This is a genomic window from Xanthomonas sp. NCPPB 3200 (assembly GCF_056393585.1).
The window spans coordinates 319,382-343,436 of the sequence record NZ_CM150785.1 but is presented as its reverse complement, the minus strand read 5'-3'; the positions used below and the strand labels follow the sequence as shown (position 1 = coordinate 343,436).

The following is a 24,055-nucleotide window of genomic DNA, read 5'->3' as shown; positions in this document are numbered from 1 at the left end:
GCCTCGAAGGGGCAGCGCTGGAGATCATGCGTGCAGTGACCCAAGGGGGGACTGTGATGCGCATGGGTCAGTTGTTTGGCAGCCGTCATCGCGTCGCGGTGTGCTCACTTCGGCGCCTAGATCCGTCGCCGCCCTCCTCGCGTCGCCGGCCTGGACGACGGCTCTCGTTGCCAGTCTGCCGAAAAAACAAGAGCACATCGCAAGGCAAGCGACAACGGCTACCGCGGAAGATCCGGACAGCGCCGTTGCCTGTGCGCGCTGTCCGGAGGCCGCAGGTGAGGCATGCGATACACCGCCACGTGGCGGCACATCCGCACGCCGCACTGCAGATGCAAGCCTGCGGCAGATTGCATCCGGAACCAGGCGCGAACGGATGTCGACAGCGCGATCCAGGCCGCCATCAGCGCTGCCAGTGCGGAAACGGATCGTCCAGCAGTTGCCATTGCGCCGGGCCCTGGCGCAGTTCGTGATCGCTGAGCAGGCAGGCATCCAGCGCAGCGCGCATGCGAGGCGCGTCCATGTCCACGCCGATCACCGCCAGCTCCTGGCGACGGTCGCCCCACAGTGGGTGCCACAGCCGCTGCATCGCGGCGTATTCGCTGGCATCGCCAACCTCGTGCGGTTGCGGCAGCGGCGCGGTCCAGCATTGCGTCTGCTGACGCTGCCAGCCGATATCGGTATACGGCAATGGCGTGATGCTGGTCTGCAGCGGCTCGCCGATGGCATGCGCATCCACGCGATGGCGTGCGGCAAACCAGAAGCCCGCTGCATTGGTCTGGGTCGCGCCACCCACGCTGGACAATTCGCCGACCCAATCCATGCGGCTGGCCAGCCAGAAAAATCCCTTGCTACGTATCACCTGCGGCAGCCCCCCTTGCACCATGCGCGCAAAACGCTGCGGGTGAAACGGCCGGCGGGCGCGATAGACGAAGCTGCTGATGCCGTATTCCTCGGTCTCCGGCGTGTGCTGGCCGCGCAGTTCCTGCATCCAGCCCGGCGCCAGCTGCGCACGGGTGAAATCGAAGCGGCCGGTGTCGAGCACCTGGCGCAGTGGCACTTCGCCATGCACCGCGTCGACGATCGCCGCCTCGCGATTGAGCGCACGCAACACCGCGCGCAGGCGTTGCAGCTGCTGTGCATCGATCTGATCGCACTTGCTGATCACCAGCACGTCGGCAAATTCCACCTGTTCGCCCAGCAACTGCACCAGCCCGCGGCTATCGTCCGGGCCGGCCTGCTGGCCGAGTTCGGCCAGCGTGGCGGCCGAGCCGAAGTCCTGCAGGAAGCGGCTGCCGTCCACCACCGTCACCATGGTGTCGAGCCGGGCGATGTCGGCCAGGCTGAAGCCGTCGGCATCGCGCACCGCGAAGGTGGCCGCCACCGGCATCGGCTCGGCGATGCCGGTCGATTCGATCAACAGATAGTCGTAGCGCTTCTGTTCGGCCAGCTTGCGTACCTCCTGCAGCAGATCGTCGCGCAACGTGCAGCAGATGCAGCCGTTGCTGAATTCCACCAGTGTCTCTTCGGTGCGTCGCAAGGCCGCGCCGCCCTCGCGCAGCAGCTGCGCGTCGATGTTGACCTCGCTCATGTCGTTGACGATCACCGCCACGCGCAGGCCGTCGCGGTTATGCAGGATGCGGTTGAGCAGGGTGGTCTTGCCGGCGCCGAGAAAGCCGGACAACACGGTGACGGGCAGGCGTGAATCGCGCTTGGGGGACAGGGACATCCTGAGGGCCTGGCTGGAATGGAAGTGTTACTATATAACACTAGCTCGACAGGACACTCCCGATGCGCGTTACCGCTTCCGTACTGGACAACTCGGCCATCGCCTTATCCAGCCTGTGCCTGCTGCACTGCCTGGCGCTGCCATTGCTTGCCGCTGCACTGCCGCTGCTGGGTGCCTGGAGTCAGGCCGAATGGGTGCATGTGGTGTTCGCCACGGCCGCCGTGCCGCTGAGCGGCTACGCGCTGTGGAGCAGCCATCGCCGGCATGCGCTGCCCGCGCCGGTGTGGGCGTTGGCGGTCTTGGGCCTGGCCGGCCTGGTGCTGGGCGCCAGCGGGGTTGCCGGCGGCAGTTGGGAAACCCCGATCACGGTGATCGGCAGCCTGCTGCTGGCCAGCACGCACCTGCTCAACCTGCGGCTACGCCGCCGCGCCGGGACATGCGCCAGCTAGCGCGCTATAGCGAAAAACCCAGCAGCACCGGGTCGTGGTCGGAACTGCGCCACGGGCCGGGCAGATTGCGCTTGGCATAGCCGGCATCGTCCATGACATCGGCGTTGATATGCCATTCCACCGCGCCGCGCAGTTGCTTGGCCATCGCCGGGCTGAGCAGGGCGTGGTCGAGCCGCCCGCTCATGCCATCGTAGACGTAGCTGTAGGGCTGCTTCACGCCGGCCACCGCAAAGGCGTCCTGCCAGCCGCTGGCGCGCAGGCTGCGCATCGGCGTTTCCATCGCGTAGGCGTTGAAATCGCCCAGCAACACAGCCAGCTTGGTCTGCGCGCCGGTGGGGTCGGTCTGCAACCACTGGTGCAGGCGCTTGGCCGATTCGGTGCGGGTGGCGTTCCAGCAGGCCTGGCCGTCGCGCTGGTCGGCATCGGCGCCGCTGGCACTGCCGCAGCCCTTGGACTTGAAGTGATTGGCGACCACCACGAAGGTTGCCCCGCGGGTGCTGCGAAACGCCTGCGCCAGCGGCACCCGGCTGTGGCTGTCGAACGGCCCGCCGGTCAACGTGGCCGGCTTGCCAACCGGCGTGACCTGCGAACTGCGGTACACGATGCCGACCCGGATCGCGTCATCGCCCGGGCCGCTGCCGGTGTCGACGAACTGCCAGTCCTTGTCCTTGTCAGCCGCGTTGAGCGCGGCGACCAGTTGCGCCACCGCCGCATCGGCGTCATTGCCATCGTTTTCCAGCTCCATCAACGCAGCCACATCGGCGTGCAACGGCACGATGGTGGACACCAGCTTGGTCAGCTGCGCCTGGAACTGCTCGTGCGTGCGCGCACCGCGCTTGGTCGGAAAGCCGCCGCCGCGGCCATTGCCGTTGAAGAAGTTCTCCAGATTGAACGAGGCGATACGCAGGTCGCCGCCCACCTGTGGCGCCACCGCGGCCGGCATGGCCGGCAGCGTCAACGGACTCAGCACCTGGATGCGGTAGTTGCCGTCGTAGCGCTGGTCGACGATGCCGTCGACCGACTTGAGCAGGCTGCCACTACGCAGCACCGGATCGGCCGGCAGATAGGCCACCGTCTTGGGGCTGCGGCCATTGCGCGCGTCGTCCAGCAACACCTGGCGACGGGCGTTGTCGGCCTGCACCTGTGCGAAGGCCGGGGTGCCGGCGGCGGCCACTTCGCTGGGCTGCCACAAGCGCCCGCCGAACGCGACGACCAGCTCGCCATAGGTGTCCAGACGATCGCTGCCGTTGAGCGTCAGCGCAGCGATGCGCACGTGCTCGCCTTCCAGCGCTTCCCAGTTGACCGGCGGCCCGCTGAGCATGCGCACCGGCACCGGCTGGCCGCTGGCCAGTCGCTCGATACTGCTGGCATCCACCGTGGTCAGGCTCGCCTCGCCGCCTGCCGACACCTCGCGCACGGTGCCGACGATGCGCACGCGGTCGCCCACCGCCACCTCGGCATTGCCGGCACCGGTAACGAACAAGCCATGCGAGCGCCGCGGCTCGAAGCCGGGCTGCTGCACGAACAGCCCGGCCAGACCGGCACGCGTATCGGCGGTGACGATGCCCTCCACGTCGACCACACGGCCGTCGTAGGGGCTACGGGTGTCTTCGCCCTGCACGTCGGCGATCGACAGACGTTGCGGCGCGCCCTCGGCGGCACTGCCCAGCAGTGGCGCCAACAGACCGATCACACCGAGCACAACCAGCGAGCAACGCGACATCGACACACTCCAGAAAGACGTAGACCACATGCAAGCGCCGCCCCGAAGGCGGCGCGTGAGAACCGCGACAGGCTAGCAAAACGTTGCGAGTGGCGACCAGCTGCTGCGTGGGTAGCGTGGCCGATCTACAGATGCCGGTAACTGCAGGCATTCCCCGAAGCACTTGCGCCGGCCTGGGCGTCCAAGGCTGACGTCATCGTGCAAGCACGTCGTGCAGCGAGTGCAAACGCTCGCGCAATGGGTGCTGGCCTACAAAAGCTAAAGCGTGCTCCAGCGCGTGCAAGCCTGGCGATTGACCGGTCGACGCACCCGCGCACGGCGCGCGCTGCCACCTGGCCGCACACCGACCGCTCGTGTCAGCCGCCTACTACGCTGCAGGCGCTTACTTCAGATTGCTCAGCATCCAGTCGACCGTGGCCCGCACCTGTTCTTCGGTCAACGCCGGGTTGCCGCCCTTGGGCGGCATGATGCCGCCATCCGGGCCGGTGTAGCCCTCGATCGCGTGCTTGTACAAGGTGTCCTTGCCCTGGGCGATGCGCGCGTCCCAGTGCGCATGGTCCAGCGTCGGCGCCTTGCCCACGCCGGTGGTGTGGCAGGCGGTGCACAGGTTGTCGAAGATGGTCTTGCCGTCGGTGCTGCCGCCGTAGGCAGACTGCGAGGCGGCCTTGGCCAGCGCTGCCGCCTGGGCTGCGGCCTGTGCGGACGCACCGGTGGTGCCGGCATAGACCGCGCCGGCCGGGGCGATGCGTTGCTGCACGCGCTTGGCCGCAGTGGGCGAGACTTCGTCGGGAATGGCGCGTTGCAAATAGGCTGCCAGGGCAATCAGGCCCAGGGTGATCACCACCAGTAGTCCGATCACCATCGAGAATTTCTTCAGGAACTCGAGGTCGTAATTCCGCACGCGCTCACCCCTGGCTGTTGGTCGAAGACCTCTGCTAGCGCCGGAGTATAGAGCACAGTTCGCGCCCGTCTGGCCAGTGTGCATGACCGTGATTGCAGCGGTGTGCGCTGCGCCCTGGCGCGCTATGGGTCTTGCAGGCACGCCGGTCCGCGCAGCCCGATGAATTGCCGCAATGCCGCATGAGACATTGGTCGCGCCTGAGGGAATTGCGTATCATTCCCATCAATCCACGGTGATGCGGTCCTCGCCTCGCCCGGTCCCGCTGACGAGGAGTCGCCGCGATGAAGTCCTTCCTGCTGTCCTGCCTGGCCTTGGCCAGCATCAGTCTGTCTGCCCAGGCCCACGAGATCTGGATCGAGCGCGACGGCAGCGGTCCGGTGCGCATCTACTTCGGCGAGCCGGCGCAGGAGGCCCTGGATCACGGCGAAGACGAGATCAAGCGTGTGGTCAAGCCGACCGTGTTCGGCAGCGCCGGCAAGGCTGGCGCCCTGCAGCGCGGCAGCGAATTCCTCACCGCGCCGTTGTCCGGCACCGGCGATGCCTGGCTGAGCGATGACAGTGTGTTCGAGCCGTGGAAGGGCGAGGCCGGCGGCTTCGAGACCGTGAGCTACTACGCACGCGCCGGGCGCGCCACGCCCTCGGCCAAGCTCGATTTCGAACTGGTGCCCACCGCCGCCAACAGCAACACGCTGACCGTGCTCTATCGCAACAAGCCGCTGCCCAAGGTCGAGGTGACGGTGATCGACCCGCAGAAGTGGCAGAAGACGCTGACCTCCGACGCCAAGGGCCAGGTGACCCTGCCCAAGCTGCGCGCCGGCCGGCACATCCTGGTCGCCACCAACAAGGAGCCGGTGAAGCGTGAGATCGCCGGCAAGCAGGTGTCGATGATCCATCACATCAGCACGTTGACCTTCCTGGCCGAGTAAGTCGGCCGCACGCCTGGCTGATCCGATGTCCACCGCACCGTCCCTGCCGCTTCCCTGGTTCAGGCGTCCCTGGCTGGGCGTGCTTGGGCGCACGCTGGCGGCGATGTTTGGCGGCTATGCACTCGCCAGCGCCACCAATCTGCTGCTGGCGCTGGTCCTGCCGATGCCACGCAGCGAGGCGGTGTTGACCAGCATGCTGGTCGGCATCGTGGTGTGCGCCTGCGCGCCGCTATGGGCCTTCGCCACCGCCAGCGTGTGGCGCGCCTGGGCCGGCATCGCGGTGCCGGCGGCGCTGATGTTCGCACTGGCCGCATGGCTGCAACGGGGCGTGGCATGAAGCAGGGATTCCGCCAGTCGATGGCGTGGCTGCACACCTGGACCGGGCTGCTGGTCGGCTGGGTGCTGCTGTTGATCTTCATGGGCGGCACGGCGAGTTATTACCGCGACGAAATCAGCCGCTGGATGCGCCCGGAATTGCCCATCACCACGGTGAGCAACGCAACCGCGCTGCGCAGTGCCGAGCAGTATCTGCAGACGCATGCAGCCGATGCGCAGAGCTGGAACATCACCTTGCCGGACACGCGCAATCCGGTAGTCAGCATGTACTGGCAAAACCCTGTGCCAGCCGATGGCAAACCGGCCAGCCGCCGGCAGATGTACGGCACCGCCATCATCGACCCGGCCACCGGCAGGGAGATCGCCGCACGCGACACCCTGGGCGGCGAATTCTTCTACCGGCTGCATTTCGACCTGCATTATCTGCCGGTGATGTGGTCGCGCTATATCGTCGGTTTCTGCGCGATGTTCATGCTGGTGGCAATCATCAGCGGCGTGATCACGCACAAGAAGATCTTCAAGGATTTCTTCACCTTTCGCCCGGGCAAGGGCCTGCGCTCGTGGCTGGATTTCCACAACGTCAGCGCGGTGACCGCGTTGCCGTACCACGCGATGATCACCTACACCGGCATCGTGACCTTGATGTTCATGTACCTGCCGTGGGGCATCAAGGCGCAGTACCCCGACAACGAAATGCGTTTCTACGAAGAGTCCGCCAACCGGGTGGCCGATACGCGAAGCGCCTCCGGCACGCCGGCGCGCATGCTGCCGCTGGAACAATTCGTGGCGCGTGCGCGCAGCGACTGGCGCGGCGGTGAGGTTGGCAACGTGGCGGTCTCGCTTCCCAACGACGCGCATGCGGCGGTCGGCGTCACTCAGCGCGCTGGCAATCTCTCCACCGATGCGCCATCCATCCTGTTCGATGCGGTCAGTGGACAGCGCCTGCAGCGCAGCGGGCCGCCGGGCGGTGCCAGCCAGACGCGCGGGGTGATGGTGGGCCTGCATATCGCCCACTTCGCAGGGCCGTGGATGCGCGCGCTGTTCTTCGGCTCCGGCTTGCTCGGTTGCCTGATGGTGGCCAGCGGCGTGGTGATGTGGGCAGTGAAGGAACGCCCCAAACACCTGAAGGCTGGGCGCATCGGCTTCGGGCTGCGGTTGGTGGACGCGCTCAACATCGGCACGGTCGCCGGCCTGCCGATCGCCTTTGCCAGTTTCTTCTGGGCCAACCGCTTGTTGCCGGTGGGCCTGGAGGGGCGCGCGGCGATGGAGGCCAATCTGTTCTTCGTCGCATGGGCCACCGCATTGCTGGCCGCGTTCGTGTGGCCACGGCGCGCGATGTGGAGCTGGCAGCTGTATCTGGGTGCGGCCTTGTTCGCGTTGGTGCCGGTGGTCAATGCGATCACCACCGATGTGCATCTGGGCGTGACGTTGCCGGCCGGGCAATGGACGCTGGCCGGGGTCGATCTGGTCTGCCTGTTCCTTGGCGTATCCCTTGGGATCGCGGGATGGCGCCTGCAACACTGGAAGGCGCCGCAACCGGCATCGGCACGACGCGCGCGCGCCACTGCGGCCGCGCCTGCGCAAGGCAGCGTGCCCATGCAGGAGAGCGCATGAGCGTGTGGCTGTTGCTGGCGCTGAATTTTTCCGGATTCGCCGCACTGTGCCTGGCGATGGACAAGCATCAGCAGGAAGTGCGTGGCCGCACGCTGGGCGCCGCACGTTCGCGGCAACTGCGCGTGCTGGGTTGGCTGCTGTTGCTGCTCACCTTCGGCCTGGCGGTACACGCGCAAGGCTGGGGCATCGGCCCGGTGTTGTGGCTGGGCACATTGACCGGCGCAGCCGCGTTGCTGTCGCTGTGGCTGCTGCCGTATCGGCGTGGGTTGATTCTGCCCACGGCTGTGGCCGCGCCGGTGCTGGCGGGTGCGCTGCAGCTGTTGCTGGGTTGAAGGGCCTCGCTACGCCTCGATCGGCGGATCGCCCCAGCTACGCCCGTCGCGCGGCAGGCGGCCATCGTCGAGCACGCGCAACACCTGTTCGGGCTGCAGCATGTCCAGAAACAGCACCACGTTGATGCCCTCCGGCAACGCCATGCTGGGAAAGATTACGCCCGGTATCTCCGCCTCGCGCAGCATGTCGCCGAGCACCCAGCTCACCGGTTCGATCTTGTTGACCAGGGCCTTGCGCCAGTCCTCGGTCCAATCGGCCCAGAGCGGATCCCAGCTTGCATCGAGCAGGCGCAGATCGGCCAACGCCGGCAGCTCGGCGGCGTAACTGACCAGGGTCAGTGGCGGCAGGAACAGCGCAGCCTGCGCGTATTCGGCGGCAGCGGTTTCCAGCTGCAGCGACAGATACAGCGCCGGCTGCCCGAAACGATTGAAGCGCCCGCCCGAGCGTGCCGCACCGGCGCCGCTCAGCGGTTCGGCGGCCCAGCGCGGGGTGAAGGCGCGATACAGCGTGCAGTGCGCCGGGGCGCTCAGCTTCAACCGGCGGCCCCCGAGGCGACGGTGCGCAGATAGGTCAGCGCATCGTCGGTACGGCCCTGTTTGACCACTTCCAGCAAGGTGGCGAATTCGAACGCGGGGATCGGGGTGTTCTTGAGGTGGAACACCACCTGGCGTTCGTCTGGCTGGAGCTGCGTCATCGCCACCAGCAGGCGCGACAGGTTGCGTAGCAGGTCCTGCACGCGCGGGCTTTCCGGATGCACGCGCAGGCTGTTGCGATGCACACCGGCCAGCTCGGCCAGCTCCTGCTGCGACAGATCCAGCAGGCCGGCCATGGCCGAGGGCGACAGGATGGTGCGATCCGGTACGCGCAGGCGTTCGGTCAGGGCCAGGGGATTGAGAACGGCGACCATCGCACGACTCCAGCAGGACGAGTGCACAGTATATGCACAGTCAGAAGCATTCATACAGCCCAGTCAGAGCTCAGTCAGTGCATTGTCAGCCCGTCGGCTGGGGCGCGCCGACCGCGCGCAGGCAGAACCCGCAGATCGCCTCGACCAGTTGCTCGCCCTGCTGCGGGTCGCCGCGACTGGGGGCGATCGGTCCCACCAGCGCCTCGGTGAAGGCGCCGACGAGGCAGGCCGCCGCTGCGTCCAGCGATTGCGGCGGGAACTCGCCAGCCGCCACGCCTTCGGCAAGCAGCTGACGGAACACCTCGCCGAACAGGTGCCGGCCACGGATGCGCTCGGCATCCACCTTGCTTTCCACCGGCTCGGCGATGAAGGCGTACGCCAACGCCGGGCCGGCCAGCGCGCGCCGCACAAAGGTGGCGATCGCATTGCGCAGGCGCTCGGCAGCGCTGGCCTGGGTGGTGGTGATGGCGCGCAGGATGGTCATCTCGCGCTGCACCGCTGCATTGAGAACTTCCACAAAAAGCTCGGCCTTGGACGGGAAGTGTCGGTAAATCTGCCCGGTGGACACGCCAGCGGCAGCGGCGACGGCGGTCACCGGCGCATTGCGGTAGCCGCCTTCGGCGATCAGGGCGCGGGCCGCGTGCAGGATGCGTTCGCGATTGCCGGCCAGGCGTTCTTCCATCAGGGCGGAGCGTCGATAAGCCATGGTGTGATTCTGGGTTCAATAGTTGAATTTTAGTTCACTTTTTCATTGGGGACCGCTAGGCTGCGCACAAACGCCGTGCGGCCTGCCCGCTCCCACCCGGCACATCCCGATCCCTGCGGAGTCGCTCCATGCACGTGCCGTCCCTGAATTTTGCGCTTGGCGAAGACATCGATCTGCTGCGCGAAAGCGTGGCGGCCTTCGCCAGCCACCATATTGCCCCGCTCGCCGCCGCGGCCGACCAGGACAATGTCTTCCCTGCCCAGCTGTGGCGCCTGTTCGGCGAGCAGGGCCTGCTCGGGCTGACCGTGGAAGAAGAGTACGGCGGCAGCGGCATGGGCTACCTGGCGCATGTGGTGGCGATGGAAGAGATCTCGCGGGCCGGCGGGGCCATCGGCCTGTCGTACGGCGCGCATTCCAACCTGTGCCTCAACCAGCTGCGCAAGAACGCCACGCCGGAACAGAAGCAGCGTTACCTGCCCAGGCTGTGCACCGGCGAGCATGTCGGCGCGCTGGCGATGAGCGAGGCCGGCTCCGGCTCGGATGTGGTGTCGATGAAGCTGCGCGCCGATGCGCGCGGCGACCGCTATGTGCTCAACGGCAGCAAGATGTGGATCACCAACGGCCCGGACGCCGATGTGCTGGTGGTGTACGCCAAGACCGACCCGGATGCCGGCGCACGCGGCATCACCGCCTTCATCGTCGAAAAGGGCATGCCGGGATTCTCCACCGCGCAGAAGCTCGACAAGCTGGGCATGCGCGGCTCCAACACCTGCGAGCTGGTGTTCACCGATTGCGAAGTGCCGGCCGAGAACGTGCTGGGCACGCTCAACGGCGGCGTGCGCGTGCTGATGTCCGGGCTGGATTTCGAACGTGTGGTGCTGGCCGGTGGCCCGTTGGGCTTGATGGCCGCGGCGATGGACGTGGTGCTGCCGTACGTGCACGAGCGCAAGCAGTTCGGCGCGCCGATCGGCACCTTCCAGTTGATGCAGGCCAAGCTGGCCGACATGTACGTCGGGCTCAACGCCTGCCGCGCGTACGTCTATGCGGTGGCGCGCGCCTGCGATGCCGGGCTGACCACGCGCCAGGATGCGGCCGGCGCGATTCTCTACGCGGCCGAAAAAGCCACCTGGCTCACCGGCCAGGCGATCCAGGTGCTGGGCGGCAACGGCTACATCAACGACTACCCCACCGGGCGCCTGTGGCGCGATGCCAAGCTGTACGAAATCGGCGCGGGCACCTCGGAGATCCGACGCATGCTGATCGGCCGCGAGCTGTTCGAACGCACCGCCTGACGGAGCCACCATGAGCGCGATCACCAGCCAGCTGCAGGTCAGCGGCGAGAGCTTCCAACAAAACGCTGCTGCGATGCGCACCGTGGTCGAGGATCTGCGCCGCACGCTGGCGCAGACCGCGCTGGGCGGCAGTGAGGCTGCGCGTGCCAAGCACAGCGCACGTGGCAAGTTGCTGGTACGCGAGCGTATCGATGCCTTGCTGGATCCGGGCAGCGCCTTGCTGGAGATCGCGCCATTGGCCGCGCACGGTATGTACGACGATCAGGTGCCGTGCGCCGGTGTGGTGGCCGGCATCGGGCGCGTGTCCGGGGTGGAGTGCGTGATCGTGGCCAACGATGCCACCGTCAAGGGCGGCACCTATTACCCGATGACGGTGAAGAAGCATCTGCGCGCGCAGGAAATCGCGCAGCAGAACCGCTTGCCATGCATCTACCTGGTCGATTCCGGCGGCGCGTTCCTGCCGCTGCAGGATGACGTGTTTCCCGACCGCGATCACTTCGGGCGCATCTTCTACAACCAGGCCAACCTGTCGGCCAACGGCATCCCGCAGATCGCCTGCGTCATGGGCTCGTGTACCGCCGGCGGCGCCTACGTGCCGGCGATGAGCGATGAAACGGTGATCGTGCGCGAGCAGGGCACGATCTTTCTCGGCGGTCCACCCCTGGTCAAGGCGGCCACCGGCGAAGAAGTCAGTGCCGAAGAACTCGGCGGTGCGGATGTGCACACGCGCATCTCCGGCGTGGCCGACCACTTTGCCGACAACGACCTGCAGGCCCTGGCACGCGTGCGCGCCATCATCGCGCGGCTCAACTGGCGCAAGCCGGCTGCATCGCTGGCACTGCAGGCACCGCTGCCGCCGCGCTACGCCGCCGACGAGCTGTATGGCGTGATTCCTGCCGACACGCGCAAGCCCTTCGATGTGCGCGAAGTGATCGCCCGCATCGTCGACGACTCGCAGCTGGACGAATTCAAGCCGCGCTACGGCAGCACCCTGGTCACCGGCTTTGCGCATCTGCATGGCTACCCGGTGGGCATCATCGCCAACAACGGCATCCTGTTTTCCGAGTCCGCGCTCAAGGGCGCGCACTTCATCGAGCTGTGCACGCAGCGTGGCATTCCGCTGGTGTTCCTGCAGAACATCACCGGCTTCATGGTCGGGCGCAAATACGAACATGGCGGCATCGCCAAGGACGGCGCCAAGCTGGTGATGGCGGTAGCCTGCGCCAAGGTGCCCAAGTTCACCGTGGTGATCGGCGGCTCGTTCGGTGCCGGCAATTACGGCATGTGCGGCCGCGCCTACTCGCCGAACTTCCTGTGGATGTGGCCGAATGCGCGCATCGGCGTGATGGGCGGCGAGCAGGCTGCCAGCGTCTTGGCCACGGTGCGCCGCGACGGGATCGAAGCCAAGGGTGGCGCCTGGTCGGGCGAAGAGGAAGCTGCATTCAAGGCGCCGATCCGTGCACAGTTCGAGCAGCAGGGGCATCCGTATTACGCCAGCGCACGCCTGTGGGACGACGGCATTATCGACCCGGCCGATACCCGTCGCGTGCTGGGGCTGGGACTGTCGGCCGCATTGAATGCACCGATCGAGACGACACGCTTTGGCGTGTTCCGGATGTGAGGTGGTGATGTCCGTCTGCAGGTGCTGCTCTTGGCTGTCTTGCGGTGTACACACACCTGCACGCAAGGCGTTGCGTGTCGCCTGGAGCAGTGCATGAGGCCGGGCGCGTTGCCTGCGTCGAGCAGCGCATCGCACGGGGGCGCAGCGGCGTCAGCTGCCATCGCACGGCGTGTGGCGCAATCCATGCAACCCTCTTTCCATCGCAGCGCCTGCCAGCATGGCGGCGTGCAGAGAACTTCGTCATGACCCAGCGCGAACTCACCACCGCAGCAAGACCGCCCTATTTCGACAAGATCCTGATCGCCAATCGCGGCGAGATCGCGTGCCGGGTCATCGCCACCTGTCGCAAGCTCGGCATCGCGACCGTGGCGGTGTATTCGGATGCCGACCGCGATGCGCGGCATGTGCGGCTGGCCGATGAAGCGATCCATCTCGGCGCCGCACCAGCGCAGCAGAGTTATCTGCGTGGCGATGCGATCCTGGAGGCGGCACGCGCAAGCGGTGCGCAGGCGATCCATCCGGGCTATGGCTTCCTGTCGGAAAACGCGGCGTTTGCCGATGCCTGCGCGCAGGCTGGCATCGTGTTCATCGGCCCACCGGCGGCAGCCATCCGCGCGATGGGCGACAAGAGTGCGGCCAAGGCGCTGATGCAACGCGCCGGCGTGCCGCTGACGCCGGGCTATCACGGCGACGAACAGGCACCGGCCTTCCTGCGCGCGCAGGCCGATGCGATCGGCTATCCGGTGCTGATCAAGGCCAGCGCCGGCGGTGGCGGCAAGGGCATGCGCCGGGTGGATACCAGCGCGGTCTTCGAAGAGGCCTTGGCCAGCTGCCAGCGCGAGGCGCAATCGGCTTTCGGCAATGCGCAGGTGCTGGTGGAAAAATACGTCGAGCGGCCGCGCCATATCGAGATCCAGGTGTTTGGTGATACCCGGGGCGAGGTCGTCTATCTGTTCGAACGCGATTGTTCGGTGCAGCGCCGGCATCAGAAAGTGCTGGAAGAAGCGCCTGCTCCCGGCATGAGCGAACAACGCCGCGCCGCCATGGGCAAGGCTGCCGTGGATGCCGCGCGCGCCGTGGGTTATGTCGGTGCCGGCACGGTGGAGTTCATCGCCGGCCCGGATGGCGATTTCTATTTCATGGAAATGAACACCCGGCTGCAGGTCGAGCACCCGGTGACCGAGTTGATCACCGGCACCGATCTGGTCGAGTGGCAATTGCATGTCGCCGCGGGCGAGCCGTTGCCGCTGCGTCAGCAGGACCTGCGCATCCATGGCCACGCGCTGGAAGCGCGCCTGTATGCCGAAGATGCCGACCGCGGCTTTCTGCCGTCGACCGGCACGCTGCGGCAACTGCAGTTTCCCGCAGCCGGTGCGCATGTACGCATCGATGCCGGGGTGGAGCAAGGCGACAGCATCAGCCCTTACTACGACCCGATGATCGCCAAGCTGATCGTATGGGATGTGGATCGCCCCGCCGCATTGGCACGCATGCGCGAGGCGCTGGCGCAATTCCATGCGGTGGGCGTCACCACCAACAGCGCGTTCCTTGCGCGCCTGATCGGCACCGCGTCGTTTGCATCTGCCGATCTGGATACCGCGCTGATCGAACGCGAGCAGGCCGTGTTGTTTCCCGATGCGGTCAGTCCGGCCAATGCCTGGTGGTGCCTGGCAGCGGCGTTGATTGCCGACGCGTTGCCGAAGGCCGCCGCCGATCCGGCCGACCCGTTTTCGCCATGGCAACACATCGATGGCTGGCGCATCGGTGCGCATGCCGCGCACGCCATGACGCTGGAGGCCGCAGGCGAGCGCCGCCAGTTCGGCGTGCGCCCGCTTGGCGATGGCTGGCAGGTCACGACTGCAGGCGATACCCACACGCTGCGCTACCACCTGCAGGGCGATGCACTGCGCGTGGAAATGGATGGCCGACAATGGCGCATGCAGGTCCTGCGCGACGGCGACACCCTGACATTGCGCGATGCCACGCAGCGGGCGACCTTCCGCCACCATGACACGCTGGCCGAAGCCGATCAGCCCGCGCACGACACCGGTGGCCTGACCGCACCGATGCCGGGCCGCATCGTGTCGCTGGTCGCCCCAGTTGGACAGTCGGTCACCCGCGGCCAGGCCCTGGTGGTGCTGGAAGCGATGAAGATGGAGCACACCTTGCACGCGCCCGGCGACGGCACCGTGGCGGCGTACCTGGTGGCCGAGGGCGAGCTGGTCGCCGAGGGTGTCGCGTTGGTGGAATTTGTGTCCGCGTCTGCGTAGCGGCGCCTGGTGGCGTGACCAACGGCACGTCCGCAGGGGCCGGCCCTCGCCCTAGCGTGGGGGAAAGCGGCCGGAGTGGCCGCGCCCCAGACCGGAGACGTCCATGCAACGCCTGCTTCTTGTTTCCAGCATGCTGCTCGCGCTGACCGCCTGCAGCGACAACGCCGCGCCCACCACCGACAAGGCTGCCACGCCAGCCCCGGCCGCTGCGCAAGCACCCGCGGCGCCACCCGAACTGATCACCCGTGATGCGCTGTTCGGCAACCCGGAACGGGCGAACGTGAGCATCAGCCCGGACGGCAAATACCTCAGCTGGGTCGCGCCGCTGGAGAGCGTGCTCAATGTCTGGGTCGCCCCGGTGGATGCACCGGATCAGGCGCGCGCGATCACCAAGGACACCGCACGCGGCATCCGCAATTATTTCTGGACCTATCAACCCAACACGTTGCTGTACCTGCGCGACAATGGCGGCGACGAAGACTTCCATCTGTTCTCGGTGAATCTGAGCGATGGCAGCAGCAAGGACCTCACCCCGTTCAAGAAGACCAACGCCGAGGTGTATCGCGTCAGCGCGCAGCACCCCGAGTCGATCATGGTCGGCATGAACGACCGCGATCCCAAATGGCATGACCTGTATCGGGTGGACCTGGCCTCGGGCAAGCGCAGCCTGGTGCAGCAGAACACCGACAGCCTGGATTCCTATCTGCTCGACGGCAACTACCAGCTGCGCTACGCCACGCGCGCCACCGACGATGCCGGCAGAGAGCTGCTGGTACCGGATGGCAAGCGCTGGAAGCGCGTGGACCGCATCCCGTTCGAGGATGTCAGCAACACCTCGCCCGACGGACTGACCGACGACGGCAAGACGCTATACATGCAGGATTCGCGCAATCGCGACACCGCGGCACTGTATGCCATCGACACCGCCAGCAATGCGCGCACGCTGCTGTTCGAAAACCCGCGCACCGATGTCGGCGCCACCTTGAACGACCCCAGGACCGGCGTGGTGCAGGCCGTGTCCACCGACTATCTGCGCGAGGAATGGAAGGCGCTGGACAACGGCATTGCCGCCGACCTGCAAAAGCTCAAGTCACTCGGCAGCGGTGATGCCAGCGTTGCCGCACGCACGCTCGACGATCGCATCTGGATCGTGGGGTATTCGGCGGCAGAGACACCGCTGAGCTACTACCGCTACGACCGTGCAGACGGCGGCAAGCTGACCAAACTGTTCTCCGCCCGCCCCGCGCTCGACGGCAAACCGCTGGTCCCGATGTGGCCGCAGGAACTGACCGCGCGCGACGGCCTCAAGCTGGTCAGCTATCTCACCCTGCCCTCTGAGGCTGACGCCAATCACGATGGCAAGGCCGACAAGCCGGTGCCGCTGGTGCTGTTCGTGCATGGTGGCCCGTGGGCGCGCGACAGCTACGGCTACGGGCCGTATGAGCAGTGGCTGGCCAATCGCGGCTATGCGGTGCTGGCGGTGAACTTCCGTGGCTCCACCGGCTTCGGCAAGGCCTTCACCAATGCCGGCAACGGCGAGTGGGCCGGCAAGATGCACGACGACCTGCTCGACGCCGTGCAGTGGGCGGTCAAGCAAGGTGTGACCAGGCCCGAGGACGTGGCGATCATGGGCGGCAGCTATGGCGGCTACGCCACGCTGGTCGGCCTGACCTTCACCCCGGACGCCTTCAAGTGCGGCGTGGACATCGTCGGTCCGGCCAACCTCAACACCTTGCTCGGCACCGTGCCGCCGTACTGGGCCAGCTTCTACAAGCAGCTGACCAAACGCATGGGCGACCCGGCCACCGAGGCCGGCAAGCAGTGGCTGACCGAGCGCTCCCCGCTCAGCCATGTCGACAAGATCAGCAAGCCGCTGCTGATCGGCCAGGGTGCCAACGACCCGCGCGTCAAGCAGGCCGAGAGCGACCAGATCGTCAACGCGATGAAGGCCAAGAACATTCCGGTCACCTACGTGCTGTTCCCCGACGAAGGCCACGGCTTCCGCCGCCCGGAAAACAGCAAGGCCTTCAACGCGGTGACCGAAGGGTTCCTGGGCCAGTGCCTGGGCGGCCGCGTGCAACCGATCGGCGACGACCTGACCGGCTCCAGCATCACCGTGCCGGAAGGCGCCGACAAGGTGAGCGGTCTGAGCGATGCATTGAAAACGCATACGCAGGCGATTCGGCGGTAGGTGGGCAGTCGTGGCGCCATCCGCCAAGGATGCGTTGGCGTCGCACTGCATCTGCACGTGTTGTCGGGACCGGCGGCCTAACCGCCGGTCTTTGACTTGGAGGCTCTTCGATCAAAGAAGTTAGCTGGTTCAATAGCGTGCGTGTTCCTACACGGAGCTATTGCTGATTGAGTTGATCGGAATCGCTTGCTCCATTCCAGATCGCGCCAGCTGGATCGAGCTCTGTAGTGACCATGGTCTGTGCGCGCCAACCAAAGCCACAGACAGCTAAAACACCTTGCGATACCGGATCCAGTCCCAACGCACGTTCAAGATGTTTCTCGTTGACAGCGCCGGTGATGAATGCACCCAGGCCAAGATCGGTAGCCGCAAGATAGAGGGTCTGCGAGAGGTGACCGGCCTCCAATGCGACCACACGATAACCTTTGGCATGTTGCCGGTATTTCCAGAAGGTCCTATCGAAACGCGGAACCAGCGCAATCAGTACGTGTGCATCTGAAAACCAGTGCTGCTGCCCGACAGCCTGCATGACGAAATCATCCGAGCATTCGACCCCTGCTACAAGCTCGAGTGCGTGAACATCTGCACGATAGTGATAAACGCCTGCCGGCAACCCTTCCACACACCTGACCAGGATATACGCCTCGATCGGATGCAAACCGCCGCCGGATGGGACGTTTTTTTTCAAAAAGACCAGATCGTCGCCGACCTTCACCTGAGCCTGTGCGGCAAAAACCCGCTGCAGCATGTGGGAGAACATCTGAAAGGGAACTGCTTTGTTCCGGTCAAAATTACGGCATGTGACCCGGCGACCCAGCAAGTCGTCGAAATCGTTTCGGGGCATGGATGGCAAGCCGATCAATGCATCGTTATCAACGGTCCGCTGAACCTCCGGAGGTGCGGGGCCAAGGACACGACGCATCGCCACAGCCGTTTCGGTTCCAGAGTCCCGTGTGTTCTTGACCGCATCCACACCATCCCAGCGCGTAAAAGCATGCAGCACTGCCGCGAGCGGATGCCAATGCGATTCCCTGAGGCGTTCATCGTTTTGGGCAAAGGACGCATCTGGTGCTCGATCATCCAGCACCAGGCCTTGGTCAATCAACCCCTCCAGTGTTTCCTGGTCAAAATGCGATCGGTCCGTCCAATGCGAAGGACTGAGTTCACCCAATAACCGGCGCTGATCTTCCGTCACTGCTACTGGTGCATCGAGATGGGGCGCTAGCGCAAACCACTCCATGACATGCTGTAGCCCATTGCCACCCTGCAAAAGACTGTCCAACGTGTAGAACACGGTTTCCCGTGGCTCCAGCAGGACAACTGCACAACGTCTGATCCGCATCAGCTTCTCCAGCGAAATGAAGTGCACCTCACGCAGGTGTACCTGAGGTAGCTATAGCGTCTCCCAGCAGCCCAAACTTGAGTCTGTTGCATGATAGCCCTCAAGCCGACAACGCTAGCGCCGCTAAGTGATACTTCACCCACTTTAAGAATTCAAAGATGCCGACGCTGAAGCTTGATCCTGCGGTTGCAAGCAAATTGATCGACCTGCTCTCCACAGACGACACCTTTCGCGCGTTATTCGTCTCAAACACCATGACAGCGTTACAGCAGGTCGGACACACCGCCGCACCTGAAGACGACCTTGAGGCCTTTGTGCGCGATTGCGCAAGCAGCATCCAACTTGCCGACAAGGATGTGATCGCGAGCGCCCGTGCACAAATCAACACCATGCTCACGTCAGGAACATCCCACATCGTTCCACAACTGGATGCTGGTTATGACGGCGACAGGACTCTCAAATAATTCGATTGATTCGCGACACCGGTGGCAGGGTCAGCCTTGCGCCTCCGCAATCCAGGAGGCTTCTGCGGCTTTCAGATCCACTATGTTGAGTGGCTGCAAGCAGTATCCACACTCGATTTCTGCGTAGGCCAGACCCCGGCGCTGCCGCATCCAGTCATTTTGGATGCGTGCATCTTCATTGCGTTGCGCTAGTCGTGCCGCACGCATTGCGGTGGCCCGTGTCTGAAAGCGGGATGCTGAATCCAGATAGGGAGTGAGCGAGCGGAATGCATCGTCCGGCTTCCGATTTGCCAACAGGATTTCGGCATCCACTACAGCGCCCAGTTCGACGATCAGGCGGTTGGCATAGACCAGCGGCGCTGCTCTAACCTGTTCCCGTACCTTTGCCGCACTCGATACATCTCCCGCACGCACCATCACCAATGCTGCTGCCAGGGCAGTGGAAAGATTGTCGATGGTATCGATTGGCACGTCCTTGCTTACGTCGTGCAGCGCTAGCTGTGCACCTTCTTTTGCTACCTCTACAGCTTTAAGGCGCTGCCCCGACGCCAACAATGCAGTCGCCAGGGGAACGTAGTAATTGATGCGATCAGTCCCTCGCTTGGCCAGGCCTGCGTTCAAGCCGGCTTGGGCGTGCGTGATCGCGCCACGCAGATCACCCTCGTCCAGAGCGACAGACGCCCGGGTGATGCCGGCATGAAAATTGGTTGTCTCCACTTTTGCAAGCGCACTGCGCGCACGGGAGAAATCACGCTTGGCGGCGGCTACGGCGGCCTGGCGGAGCAGCGCGCCATTCCAACCCGCAGTCACTGCTTGTGCCACTGCATGATCGGCTTGATCGTATTGCCCCAGAGCAAGCAGGATACGCCCATGCATATCGAGCGATATGCTGGAGAGATCGTATTTGCTCTGCGTCGACATACGCGCATGAAGCAACGCCTCAGCAAACCGGTTTGCAACAAATAGATCCATTGCTGCATTGGCTTGAGCAGGAGCATAGTCTGGATACAGCTCTGCCATCTGAACCCAGGAATCGGCTGCCTGCGCCGGGTCAAGAATCTGCACACCCCAGCTCTTAACGTAAAGCGCCTCACGCGGTGGAAGCCTGGATCTGAATTTTTCAGCGACCCTGAGTGTTTCGGTCGCCTTTCTGTAATCGACATTGGCAAAGTAAGCACGCACTTGTCCCAGCCAAGCCAATGCGAAGTGAGGATCTATCTCTACTGCTTTCTGGAAGAAATCCAATGCAGCGGTATATTTCCCCTCCGCATAACGTTTTTGCCCAAGCGCGTACGCACGTAGGGCGTCCAGACTGGAAGTCGTTACATCCGGCAAAGCAGGGCTATTGTTGCGGATGCTCTCGCGGTTTTCGCCAAGTTGATTTCTTAATTCGCCAGTGACCTTGTCGACAGCAGCAAAAATAGAAGGGTTGGAACCGAAAGCAGTGCTTACTGCTACTGTCTGCTGTGTCTTCGGGTCAACGACTTCCACAACAAACCGCGTGCGTCCACCAACGTAGCCAACCGAAGGAAGCAACACCGCACGTGCGCCACTTCGAAGTGCAACATCTGAGGCGTTCTTGCGATCCAAAGGCTCCTTGTAAGGGTCCTTACGCATCAGCGCCAGCAGCTTGAGCGTTCTGTCCTCACTCAGCACATTGACGTAGCGCGACTGCTCCAGACTGATTCGGAAAGCCTGATCCAGCGAACTTTCCAGCATGACGTCGTCGGTAAGGTTGCGTACTGCTCCCACAACTACCCAATCCCGCTCGGCGAACGCAAGCGCCGGCTGCGGGCGCGCAAACAGCCAGACAGCAAGACTGATGCCGAGAACGACTCCCAACTCTGCAACTAATGCCGCCGGCCGTCGCCATAGCGGAACATCGCGCCAGGCCTTTGCCGAATTCTTCGGCGTGCGCAGCGGCGTCAGGCCGACTTCGCCGACCTCATAGATCTCCATCGGCGTGGGCACGCCCTTGAAGCGCCAGCGGCCGTGGGATTTCCACAGGATGCGTTCGCCGCGGTCGCCCAGTTCGCGTGCGGCGCGGTGGGTCAACGACTCGGCCACTGCCGACAACAGGATCTGCCCGGGCCGCGCCATCGACATCAGGCGCGCGGCGGTGGGCTTGGCCAGGCCTTCGACTTCCAGCGGTTTGGCACCGATGCTGACCGCTTCGTCGCTATTGCGCCAGGTCAGCACTTCGCCGACGTGCAGGCCCTGCCGCGCGCATAGCGTCAGCGCGCGGGCATCGCCCATCGCCTTGAGGCCACGGGCGTAATCCAGCGCAAAGCCCAGGCCGTCGATGGGGCGATCGAACAACAGCAGCAATCCGTCCGAGCGGTCGATCAGCCGGCCACGCCATTGCTGCTGCAGTTTGACCACCAGCCGGTCGTGCTCGCGAAACAGCGCGGCGGCGGCGTTGTCACCGATGCGCTCGACCAGCGCGGTCGAGTCGCACAGGTCGGTCAGCAGCAAGGTGCGCAAGCGCGGCGCCTGGATCGCTTCCGACGACGCATCCTTGCGTGCGTGGGTGCGGGCGCTCATTGCTCAGCGATTGTCCGACGTGGCTGCGTTGCCGGGTGGCTGCGTGCTGCCCGACCCCAGCGCTTCATGCATGCACAGCACATTGCCGCCTTGCCGCTTTGCTTCGTACAGCGCGCTGTCGGCCAGCGTGTACCAATCGTTCCATGCCGCGTCGGCATCGATCATGCACAGGCCCAGGCTGACCGAGCAGCCCTGCTCGCTCTGGCCATTGCACAGCCGCGCTTCCACTGCGCGCACGATGCATTCGCCGATGTGGTGCAGCAGCTCCCGGGTGCCCTGCGCGACCAGCACGCAGAATTCGTCGCCGCCGAGCCGGCAGGCCAGGTCACCGTCGGCGATCACCGAACGCAGCGCGTGGGCGACGTTCTGCAGCACGCGGTCGCCAGCGAGATGGCCGAATTCGTCGTTGATGCGCTTGAAACGGTCGCAATCGATCAGGATCAGACCCACCCCGGGCACGCGACCGGCGCGCCGGCATTCCTGCAGATGCAGGGCGAGCCCGCGGCGGTTGTGCAGGCCGGTGAGTTCGTCGGTGCGGCTGAGTTCTTCGGTGTGGTTGAGCTGGTGCGAGGTGACGTAGAGGTTGTCCAGCGCCGCTTCCAGATCGTGGTTGCGCCGGCGCAACTGGCGGATCAGCAGCTGCTCGTTGTTGACCACTCGCACAATGGAGCGGCGCAGGAAATGCGCCACCATCGACGGGTCGTGATCGACCAGGCGCTGGAAGTCCTCGTGCGCCAGTTCGATCAAACGGGTGTCGGTGGATGCGCTGGCGCCGGCACTGCGCGCATGGTCGCCGATCAACAGGCCAAGTTCGCCGAAGAATTCGCCCGGGCCAAGGTGCTTGAGCATCAGGTCTTCGCCGAAATCCAGATCGATCTGGCCACTGACCACAATGAACATCTGCGTGCCCACTGCACCGCGCTCGAACAGCGCCTGGCCGGCGGCCAATTCGCGGGCGCGGCCAAAGCGGGCGAAAAACCCCAGCTCTTCGGCAGTCATGAGCGCATGCAGCCCGTCCGACAGCGTCTTTGCAACGCTCCCCGTCGGCTCCACTGCGCCGGCAGTGTTATGGCACGTCATCCCAAAATCCCTTAGACCGACCTGCAGCGCCGGCCTGCCTAAGCATCGTACAGGAGCGTTTTGTTCAGCACCAGGTCACACTCCCTCTCATTGAGCTTGAGACGAAATGACGGGTATTGGCAAAAAAAATCGGGCTCGGTTTCCCGAGCCCCTCTCCCCTGCTCCCGGCAGAGCCCGCCATCCTCTCCGACAGGCCACCACCACCCCCAGCGGTGCTAGCGGGGCTTGGCGGTGGGCGAAGCCCGCTGCTCCGTTTCACCCGTCGGCCGGCCGGCACGCGGTCGCGGCGCCTGCGCGCTGGGTTATGCGGCCTTTTCGCCGTGAAACTGTTCTTCCTCGGTCGAGCCACGCAGCGCGGTGGTGGACGACTGGCCCTGCTGGATCGCCTGCGTCACCGCGTCGAAATAGCCGGTGCCCACCTCGCGCTGATGCTTGACTGCGGTAAAGCCCATCTCGGCCGCCGCGAACTCGGCCTGCTGCAACTCGACGAAGGCGCTCATCTGGCGGCGTGCGTAGCCATGCGCCAGGTTGAACATGCCGTAGTTCAGGGCGTGGAAGCCGGCCAGGGTGATGAACTGGAATTTATAGCCGTAGCTCGCCAACTCGGTCTGGAATTTGGCGATGGTGGCGTCATCCAGGTTCTTCTTCCAGTTGAAGCTCGGCGAGCAGTTGTAGGCCAGCAATTTGCCGGGGAATCTGGCATGGATGGCTTGCGCAAAGGCGCGCGCAAATTCCAGATCCGGCTTGCCGGTCTCGCACCAGATCAGATCGGCGTACGGCGCGTAGGCCAGCCCGCGGCTGATCGCCTGATCCAGCCCGTTGCGGGTCTTGAAGAAGCCTTCGACGGTGCGCTGCCCGGTGGTGAACGGCTGGTCGTTTGCATCCACGTCGCTGGTGATCAGATCGGCCGCCTCGGCATCGGTGCGCGCGATCAGCAGCGTGGGCACACCCAGCACATCGGCTGCCAGACGCGCGGCATTCAACTTTTCGATTGCCTCGCGGGTAGGCACCAGCACCTTGCCGCCCATGTGGCCGCATTTCTTCACCGATGCCAGTTGATCCTCGAAGTGCACCCCGGCCGCGCCGGCTTCGATCATCGCCTTCATCAACTCGAAGGCGTTGAGCGCGCCGCCAAAGCCTGCCTCGGCATCGGCCACGATCGGCTGCAGGAAGTCGATGTCGTCATTGCCTTCGGCGTGATGCAGTTGATCGGCGCGCAACAAGGTGTTGTTGATGCGCTTGACCACCGCCGGCACCGAGTCGGCCGGATACAGCGACTGGTCCGGATACATCTGCCCGGCCAGGTTCGCATCGGCGGCGACCTGCCAGCCGGACAGGTAGATCGCCTTCAACCCGGCCTTGACCTGCTGCATCGCCTGGTTGCCGGTCAACGCGCCCAGCGCATTGATGAACGGCGTGGCGTGCAATGCATTCCACAACTTGTCCGCGCCCAGCCGCGCCAGCGAATGCTCGACATGCACGGTGCCACGCAAGCGCACCACGTCGGCGGCGGTGTAGTTGCGGGTGATGCCGGCCCAGCGCGGGTTGCTGGCCCAGTCTTGCTGGATCTGTTCGGCGGTCTGCAGTGTGCTGCTCATGGTGCGTTCTCCTGGCAGGGATACGACGGGTG

Annotated in this window: 20 protein-coding genes; 10 read left to right on the top strand and 10 right to left on the bottom strand. The window is 64.9% G+C overall.

Annotation, left to right across the window (positions count from 1 at the left end; all coding sequences use genetic code 11):
* Window positions 1-400 precede the first annotated feature (400 nt).
* On the bottom strand, window positions 401-1,726 hold the full coding sequence (locus tag AC06DU_RS01425; protein ID WP_478203352.1) for a GTP-binding protein: 1,326 nt from the start codon (window positions 1,724-1,726) through the stop codon (window positions 401-403).
* A 62-nt stretch (window positions 1,727-1,788) separates the two neighbouring features.
* Between AC06DU_RS01425 and AC06DU_RS01420 the strand changes: the two genes are divergently transcribed.
* Window positions 1,789-2,175, top strand: coding sequence for a MerC domain-containing protein (locus tag AC06DU_RS01420; protein ID WP_184380899.1), 387 nt, complete (start codon window positions 1,789-1,791; stop codon window positions 2,173-2,175).
* Window positions 2,176-2,179: 4 nt separating this feature from the next.
* Here AC06DU_RS01420 and AC06DU_RS01415 read toward each other — a convergent pair whose 3' ends face one another.
* Together AC06DU_RS01415 and AC06DU_RS01410 are read right to left on the bottom strand one after the other, a co-directional pair.
* Window positions 2,180-3,898, bottom strand: coding sequence for an ExeM/NucH family extracellular endonuclease (locus AC06DU_RS01415; protein ID WP_184457804.1), 1,719 nt, complete (start codon window positions 3,896-3,898; stop codon window positions 2,180-2,182).
* Between the two features lie 382 nt (window positions 3,899-4,280).
* Window positions 4,281-4,799: a c-type cytochrome gene (locus AC06DU_RS01410; protein WP_016902056.1), complete on the bottom strand. Its 519-nt coding sequence runs from the start codon at window positions 4,797-4,799 to the stop codon at window positions 4,281-4,283.
* Window positions 4,800-5,080: 281 nt separating this feature from the next.
* Between AC06DU_RS01410 and AC06DU_RS01405 the strand changes: the two genes are divergently transcribed.
* From AC06DU_RS01405 to AC06DU_RS01390, 4 genes are read left to right on the top strand one after another with little or no spacing between them, the layout of a single operon-like run.
* Window positions 5,081-5,725 carry a DUF4198 domain-containing protein gene (locus AC06DU_RS01405; protein ID WP_039528992.1) on the top strand — a complete coding sequence of 215 codons (645 nt, stop codon included), beginning with the start codon at window positions 5,081-5,083 and terminating at the stop codon, window positions 5,723-5,725.
* Between the two features lie 25 nt (window positions 5,726-5,750).
* Complete coding sequence (locus AC06DU_RS01400) at window positions 5,751-6,062, top strand: DUF3649 domain-containing protein (protein ID WP_024939006.1); 312 nt, start codon at window positions 5,751-5,753, stop codon at window positions 6,060-6,062.
* Window positions 6,059-7,675, top strand: coding sequence for a PepSY-associated TM helix domain-containing protein (locus AC06DU_RS01395; protein WP_478203351.1), 1,617 nt, complete (start codon window positions 6,059-6,061; stop codon window positions 7,673-7,675). The genes AC06DU_RS01400 and AC06DU_RS01395 overlap by 4 nt, the downstream gene beginning before the upstream one ends.
* Window positions 7,672-8,007, top strand: a complete 336-nt coding sequence (locus tag AC06DU_RS01390; RefSeq protein ID WP_016902052.1) for a DUF3325 domain-containing protein — start codon at window positions 7,672-7,674, stop codon at window positions 8,005-8,007. The genes AC06DU_RS01395 and AC06DU_RS01390 overlap by 4 nt, the downstream gene beginning before the upstream one ends.
* A gap of 9 nt (window positions 8,008-8,016) precedes the next feature.
* On the opposite strand, the gene AC06DU_RS01385 is transcribed toward AC06DU_RS01390, so the two are convergent.
* From AC06DU_RS01385 to AC06DU_RS01375, 3 genes are all read right to left on the bottom strand, one after another.
* On the bottom strand, window positions 8,017-8,544 hold the full coding sequence (locus AC06DU_RS01385; RefSeq protein ID WP_039517622.1) for an RES family NAD+ phosphorylase: 528 nt from the start codon (window positions 8,542-8,544) through the stop codon (window positions 8,017-8,019).
* Complete coding sequence (locus tag AC06DU_RS01380) at window positions 8,541-8,915, bottom strand: hypothetical protein (RefSeq protein WP_016902050.1); 375 nt, start codon at window positions 8,913-8,915, stop codon at window positions 8,541-8,543. Before AC06DU_RS01380 ends, AC06DU_RS01385 begins: the two co-directional genes overlap by 4 nt.
* A gap of 85 nt (window positions 8,916-9,000) precedes the next feature.
* Complete coding sequence (locus tag AC06DU_RS01375) at window positions 9,001-9,621, bottom strand: TetR/AcrR family transcriptional regulator (protein WP_478203350.1); 621 nt, start codon at window positions 9,619-9,621, stop codon at window positions 9,001-9,003.
* A gap of 128 nt (window positions 9,622-9,749) precedes the next feature.
* Between AC06DU_RS01375 and AC06DU_RS01370 the strand changes: the two genes are divergently transcribed.
* The 4 genes from AC06DU_RS01370 (at window position 9,750) to AC06DU_RS01355 (ending at window position 16,995) form a co-directional block, all read left to right on the top strand.
* Window positions 9,750-10,913 (top strand): isovaleryl-CoA dehydrogenase, encoded by a 1,164-nt coding sequence (locus AC06DU_RS01370; protein WP_054592067.1) that lies wholly within the window; start codon window positions 9,750-9,752, stop codon window positions 10,911-10,913.
* A gap of 10 nt (window positions 10,914-10,923) precedes the next feature.
* Window positions 10,924-12,534 (top strand): carboxyl transferase domain-containing protein, encoded by a 1,611-nt coding sequence (locus AC06DU_RS01365; protein ID WP_478203349.1) that lies wholly within the window; start codon window positions 10,924-10,926, stop codon window positions 12,532-12,534.
* 242 nt (window positions 12,535-12,776) lie between these two features.
* Window positions 12,777-14,804 (top strand): acetyl/propionyl/methylcrotonyl-CoA carboxylase subunit alpha, encoded by a 2,028-nt coding sequence (locus AC06DU_RS01360; protein ID WP_478203348.1) that lies wholly within the window; start codon window positions 12,777-12,779, stop codon window positions 14,802-14,804.
* Between the two features lie 103 nt (window positions 14,805-14,907).
* Window positions 14,908-16,995, top strand: a complete 2,088-nt coding sequence (locus tag AC06DU_RS01355; RefSeq protein WP_478203346.1) for a S9 family peptidase — start codon at window positions 14,908-14,910, stop codon at window positions 16,993-16,995.
* Window positions 16,996-17,152: 157 nt separating this feature from the next.
* Here AC06DU_RS01355 and AC06DU_RS01350 read toward each other — a convergent pair whose 3' ends face one another.
* A complete protein-coding gene (locus AC06DU_RS01350; protein WP_478203344.1) occupies window positions 17,153-18,337 on the bottom strand; it encodes a putative peptide maturation dehydrogenase in 1,185 nt (394 codons plus the stop codon).
* Window positions 18,338-18,495: 158 nt separating this feature from the next.
* Between AC06DU_RS01350 and AC06DU_RS01345 the strand changes: the two genes are divergently transcribed.
* Complete coding sequence (locus tag AC06DU_RS01345) at window positions 18,496-18,801, top strand: NHLP-related RiPP peptide (protein WP_102580155.1); 306 nt, start codon at window positions 18,496-18,498, stop codon at window positions 18,799-18,801.
* 30 nt (window positions 18,802-18,831) lie between these two features.
* Here the strand turns inward: AC06DU_RS01345 and AC06DU_RS01340 are convergent, their stop codons facing one another.
* The 3 genes from AC06DU_RS01340 to aceA all read right to left on the bottom strand — a co-directional run bounded on the left by AC06DU_RS01340 (window position 18,832) and on the right by aceA (window position 24,023).
* Complete coding sequence (locus AC06DU_RS01340; RefSeq protein ID WP_478203343.1) at window positions 18,832-21,345, bottom strand: putative peptide modification system cyclase; 2,514 nt, start codon at window positions 21,343-21,345, stop codon at window positions 18,832-18,834.
* Window positions 21,346-21,348: 3 nt separating this feature from the next.
* Window positions 21,349-22,425 carry a GGDEF domain-containing protein gene (locus AC06DU_RS01335; protein ID WP_039517644.1) on the bottom strand — a complete coding sequence of 359 codons (1,077 nt, stop codon included), beginning with the start codon at window positions 22,423-22,425 and terminating at the stop codon, window positions 21,349-21,351.
* A gap of 302 nt (window positions 22,426-22,727) precedes the next feature.
* Window positions 22,728-24,023 carry an isocitrate lyase gene (gene aceA / locus AC06DU_RS01330; protein WP_478203342.1) on the bottom strand — a complete coding sequence of 432 codons (1,296 nt, stop codon included), beginning with the start codon at window positions 24,021-24,023 and terminating at the stop codon, window positions 22,728-22,730.
* Between the last annotated feature and the right edge of the window lie 32 nt (window positions 24,024-24,055).